6 protein-coding genes are annotated in these 5677 nt (G+C 43.4%); 5 read left to right on the forward strand and 1 reads right to left on the reverse strand.

Annotated features, from left to right (window positions below):
* Nucleotides 1-153 precede the first annotated feature (153 nt).
* A complete protein-coding gene (locus BV372_RS22120; protein ID WP_086688652.1) occupies nt 154-1563 on the reverse strand; it encodes a glycosyltransferase family 2 protein in 1410 nt (469 codons plus the stop codon).
* 673 nt (nt 1564-2236) lie between these two features.
* Here BV372_RS22120 and ebsA point away from each other — a divergent pair.
* The 5 genes from ebsA (at nt 2237) to BV372_RS22140 (ending at nt 5570) form a co-directional block, all read left to right on the forward strand.
* Nucleotides 2237-2611 carry a type IV pilus biogenesis protein EbsA gene (gene ebsA / locus BV372_RS22125; protein WP_086688653.1) on the forward strand — a complete coding sequence of 125 codons (375 nt, stop codon included), beginning with the start codon at nt 2237-2239 and terminating at the stop codon, nt 2609-2611.
* A gap of 198 nt (nt 2612-2809) precedes the next feature.
* The gene (locus BV372_RS22130) at nt 2810-3904 is read left to right on the forward strand and encodes a phosphotransacetylase family protein (RefSeq protein ID WP_086688654.1); all 1095 of its coding nucleotides are present in this window, start codon (nt 2810-2812) and stop codon (nt 3902-3904) included.
* 29 nt (nt 3905-3933) lie between these two features.
* Nucleotides 3934-4056, forward strand: coding sequence for a hypothetical protein (locus BV372_RS37785; protein WP_256973382.1), 123 nt, complete (start codon nt 3934-3936; stop codon nt 4054-4056).
* Between the two features lie 251 nt (nt 4057-4307).
* Entirely contained in the window at nt 4308-4811 is a 504-nt protein-coding gene (locus BV372_RS22135; RefSeq protein ID WP_086688655.1) for a DNA recombination-mediator protein A, read from the forward strand.
* Between the two features lie 267 nt (nt 4812-5078).
* Nucleotides 5079-5570, forward strand: a complete 492-nt coding sequence (locus tag BV372_RS22140) for a YajQ family cyclic di-GMP-binding protein (RefSeq protein WP_086688656.1) — start codon at nt 5079-5081, stop codon at nt 5568-5570.
* Nucleotides 5571-5677: the final 107 nt, after the last annotated feature.

Below are 5677 nucleotides of genomic sequence, written 5' to 3' on the forward strand. Positions count from 1 at the left end.
GGAAAATATCAAACCTTTCCCCCTTTCCCCTTCCCCTTTTCCCGACTTTTGCAAGAAGTCCAATAAACAATGAAGGATGAAAAATTTCTTTTTCATCCTTCACCAAAAAAGTGTGACCTTAGATCTGAAGCTTTTCTACATAATCGTTTAATTTTACGCTTTCTCCATGCCTGTATGCACAGTTTTCACCCATTTCAGGCGTTTTTGCCGTAATGACATCCGGGCAGTGGCACTGCTCATGACTACCAACCAGTGGAACATATATAAAGTCCCACGTAGAGTTTGCACCAGTAACAGTAAATATGTAGAAAACTGGAATTTTTGCCCTTGATGAATTCGCCTCAGACCAGTGAACATCCCGATCATTGAGAGGCTAACAGACAAACCAGTGATGGGACCTAAGATTGGTGGACGATGCCGAGCGATCGCCATTAATAAATCGGGTATTGCTGCCGTTGGTAAGATATACATAATCAGCATAAAGCTCAGCAGATCCCAGGTTTTTCGCACCCCCAAGCGATTTTTGAGGAGCAAATCCCAATAATCCAAATAGCGCTGATATCCACCTTCTGCCCAACGGTTGCGCTGATGCCAAAGTGCGATCGCATTTGTCACGCCCTCTTCTTCGACTGCTGGCGAGAATACACACTCAATATCCCAGTTATCTAGATGTAAGCGCAGGGTCAAATCCAAATCATCGGTGATCGTTTCTTCGTTCCACCCACCGCAACTTGCCAAGGCTGCGCGCCGGACAAATTGACCGTTACCCCGCAATTCGCCAATCCCCCCAAGGGCAGTCCGCTGTTGCTGAAAATAGGTATCAAGGGCCATTTCGGCCATTTGACCTTTAGTCCAAAAATTTTCTTTGGCATTGGCGATCGCTTTTCGTACCTGCACCGCCCCTACCTTTTCTCTTTGGAACATAGGTACTACCTGTAGCAACAAATCTGGTGCTACTTGGGCATCGGCATCAAACACGGCGATGATTTCGCCTTTAGTCAGAGGCAAAACTTGATTCAATGCCCCAGACTTACCGCCAGTAGCTTGCGCTGAACGCCGGAGGATCTTGAGTTGTTTGTATTCCTTTGCCAGTTCTGTTAATAACTGCGGTGTGCTGTCACTACTGTTATCGTCAATTATCCAGAGTTCGTACTTGCCATCTGGATATTCCAGACTGCAAAGACTCTTGACTAATCTGCCAATTACCGCTTCCTCATTTTTCGCTGACACTAAAACAGACACAGAAGGTAAATCTCCCTGCATTTGTTTTGGATGACGGCGGGGCTTGGCAAATACCACCTCCAAAGCGTGAATACCCAGAATAGTGGTCAGTCCCAGTACGAATATAAAACCCCAGGAAACTAAATGCAGAGCGATCGTGCTACTCCAGACTATAGTCAAAACTAGAGCCGCTTTGCGTCTGCGTCCTTGAAACCGGAATGGTAGAAACAAAGGTTCTGTATCTACTACTAACTCCTCGGTTGCTGAAAGGTCAGACAACAGAGAGTTGAGAGGAGCAAGCTCGTTGCTAGAATCGTCTTCGGGCCAGAAATTCGCTGGCATAGGTTACTTGATTCAAAAACCACTATTTGTGTACGCCTGTAAAGAAGCTGAGAATCAGGTAACACTAAACTGTAAAACCCTGAGCTAGCCCTGAGATTGGCAGTAATTTTTACCTTTTTTGACTCGCAATCGAGTCAGTAGAATCCCTTTTTAATGGCAACTCTAGTTTAGGTAAAGCGATCGCCAAGTAGCAACAGCTAGTTGTTGAGAGAAGTCACAATAACAGCATCTACCTCTAGATAGAAGAGATTTTTGATTGTTATTGCTCTCAGCTTCAATAAAAGCTAATGCGGCCCTATTGTACCTGACATTCTCATATTTCTTAACAGTAACTTTCTTGCCTTGACCACAGATGGCGCTCCTAAAGGCATTTCCACTGATTGTTTTGCTATGCAAGTTCGTATAACTCGCAACTCAGCAGTATTCGGCAAAAAGTAGAATCTTTACCTCATCTTCCGAAAATGTGTAAACCAGAATTTTTTGGGAATACTTAGTATTGACCCCTACCTCCCCGGTTGACAAAACTGGTGACGACTAGTCCCCCGTAATCCCAGACACTCTGGTAATCGGGCGCAGGAATAGGAAAAATTCTCTCTTGTGTTCCCTACTCTCTACTTCTTTAGCCAAACTCTCATCCCCAGTTACGTTTACATAACTTGAGGAATATTCAACAATGACTATTGAGCAACTCCAGCCAGCCACCCCACAGCAAGCAAGTGTTTACCTCCCCTACATTCAGGGCAGCAGGCGCAACTTCTTACCCTATGCCATCAGTCTTTATCAAAAAGGCGTTTTGGAAGGTCACCGTAAAATAGAGGCCAGTGACAATATTCCCTTTGTCGCCACCTGGAATGTTGCTAGCCTACCTTCAGACTTGACCCGTTGCCGGATGCAGTTTGATGGCGATGCCGATCTAAGCTACGAGGTGATGATGGCAAGTTCCGAGTTCATAACTTATTTAATTGAATTGATGGACAACTATAAACGCCATCGCTTAACCGATTTCTCGCAAGCTTTTTATCGCAAGCTGCTGCGTATAGATGAATGAATCTGGCGCAGCCTGAAAATTTCACAATTGCAGTAATATCGCCAGCAAAAGGCTTTATTTTGAATCATTCATTTTTCTGGCGATTTGAGCAATAACTCCTATAAATGAGGTTTGTAACAACAGCTATGGCTATGTTCGACCTAAAATTAGAAAACACCAAGCTGGATTCTACTTCCTTTTGAATTTAGGAGTGCATGTGTGCCAAAATCCGCGAAATATTTGCTGATTGGATCAACAGAGACTTATAGCGGTAAATCTGCTACAGTTCTAGGTTTGTCTTATCAGCTACAGCAAACAGGACTGGATATTTCCTACGGCAAACCTTTAGGTACGTGTTTCAATGTATCTATTGGTAACGCCTTTGAGGAAGATGTCCAGTTCATTGCCCATAGCCTTAACCTGAGCGAAAATCGTGTTGCACCAACAATGCTGGCTTTGGATGAAGTAACTGTGCAAAAACGCTTACGTGGTGAGGACAAAACTGATTATCAGCAGTCCCTATTACAGCAATATTTACCAATTTCCAAGGGAGATTTGGTGTTGCTAGAGGGACCTGGTGATTTGGCAGAAGGTAATTTATTTAACTTATCTTTGCCACAAGTGGCTGAAGCATTAGATGCCAGTGTATTGTTGGTAGCACGCTACAAATCTTTGCTCTCGGTTGAAGCACTGTTATCTGCCAAGCAACTTATAGGCGATCGCTTAATTGGTGTTGTGATCAATGATATCCCTAGCGAAAAACTAGAATCTGTCAAAAATATCTTGCGACCGTTCTTAGAGCAGCAGGGAATTCCTGTGTTGGCAATGTTACCAAAAAGCGACTTACTACGCAGTGTCAGCGTCGGCGAACTAGCCAAGCAGTTAAAAGCCGAAGTTCTCTGTCGTAGCGATCGCCTAGATTTAATGGTCGAAAGTTTAGCAATTGGTGCGATGAACGTCAACGCTGCTGTAAAATACTTCCGCAAGCGCCGAAACATGGCAGTGGTGACAGGGGGCGATCGCGTGGAAATTCAGCAAGCAGCATTGGAAACTTCTACCCAATGCCTAATCCTCACTGGACAACTCCCACCTCCCGAGTTCATCCTTAGTCGTGCTGACGAACTAGAAATCCCCATTTTGTCTGTTGATTTAGATACCCTCACCACTGTAGAAATTGTAGATCGCACGTTTGGACAAGTGCGTGTTCACGAACCGATCAAGGTAGAGTGCATTCGTGAGTTGATGGGCGAGCATTTTGACCTTGAACGCTTGTTGTCTAAACTTGGGTTAAGTCCAGCAGCAGCTTTACCTTAGCCTCATCAACTCAAAAATTGAGAGCATAAATGCTCAGTTATCAATTAGAGGATTTTATTACTAGCGAGGAATTAGTTCGCTATCACCGCCTAGGAGGTGGCGTGCTTTTCCTCAGCCCCACAGATAAGGACATATTTGGTTGTAGCAGCTAATCAAAACACAAGCATATTTCTGTAAATTTACTCCCAACTTATTGATTTCAGCAAAAAGTTTTATTTTGAGTACCGTTGTCAGCCACTAAATAAAGGTGAGTCTGAAGGCTACTTATCTGTTTTTTGACTAAGAAATGCAAATACTGAAGCTATTAATCGAGAAAAGGTAGCAATGTCTAACTCAAGTAGGCTTCGCACTTACACTCTGTTTGGTAAAATATCTGGGTCGTTTCATCTCATTACGTTCATCTTTGAGCCAGTCAACAGACCTCATCAACCTCGATACATTAGCGCAAGAACTAGCGACAATCCAGCAAACAGGTTCTAAACGAATTGCCTTGCTGGGTTCCCGTCATGTCCCAATTACGCACCAGAATCTCATTGAAATGATGACCTATGCCTTGGTTTTATCAGGCAATCGGGTGATCACTTCTGGGGCTACAGGTACCAATTCCGCTGCCATCAAAGGCGCAATGCGGGCTGACGCCAATTTGTTGACGGTGATTCTACCCCAAAGCTTAGAACGCCAGCCCCATGAATCACGTCAGCAGCTAGAACTGGTAATGCACCTAGTAGAAAATCCTAGCAACGATAATCTGTCCCTCGCTGAAGCGAGTTACATTTGCAATAAGGAGATTATTTCCCGCTGCCAGCAACTGATTTGCTTTGCATTTCACGACAGCCGCACTCTGCTACAAACTTGTAAAGATGCAGAAGAACAGAGAAAAGTGGTTACACTTTTCTACTTTGACTAAGGTGAGGCTGAGTTTGCGTGAGTGTAATTCTAAAGAAGAGAAACTACAAATAGTTCATGGGTAATAGGTTTTCCTAATTGCCCATGACCGACAATTAATGCTATTTATGGATTTGGTTGATGATGCTATGACAACCACCTATTTCTGCTGTTCTTTTATATGCGATCGCAAAGGAGGGATACAGAGGAGGGTAGTAATTATCAATTGACTCATCCCTAATCCCTATTTCACATTTCACATCCAACATCCAAAAATCAACGATGTGCTATGGCTTCTAATTATTCCTTTGACATTGTGAGTGACTTTGACCGACAAGAATTGGTCAACACCGTCGATCAAGTTGTGCGAGAAATCAAAGGCCGTTACGACCTCAAAGATACTGCAACTACTGTTGAGTTAGGTGAGCAAAGTATTGACGTTAACACCGATAGTGAGTTTACTTTAGATTCTGTGCACAACATTCTTCGAGAAAAAGCTGCTAAACGCAATCTTTCTCAGAAAATCTTTGATTTTGGCAAAGTTGAATCAGCCAGCGGTAACCGTGTGCGTCAAGAAATCAAACTCAAAAAAGGTATCAGTCAAGAAATTGCCAAACAAATTTCCAAATTGATTCGAGATGAATTTAAAAAGGTGCAAGCCTCGATTCAAGGCGATGCAGTGCGAGTAACGGCTAAATCTAAGGACGAACTGCAAGCTATCATCCAACGTTTAAAGCAAGAAGATTTACCTGTAGCTTTGCAATTTACAAATTATCGTTAAATCATCTGTAGAGTCCAGATACCCGACTTCTTAAAGAAGTCGGGTATCTATAGCAATCCGGAATGATTCATGAGAAAATACTGAGAGGAACTGAAGGTAGCGTTTGC

It is taken from the genome of Nostoc sp. T09 (assembly GCF_002154695.1).
Taxonomy (GTDB): Bacteria; Cyanobacteriota; Cyanobacteriia; order Cyanobacteriales; family Nostocaceae; genus Aulosira.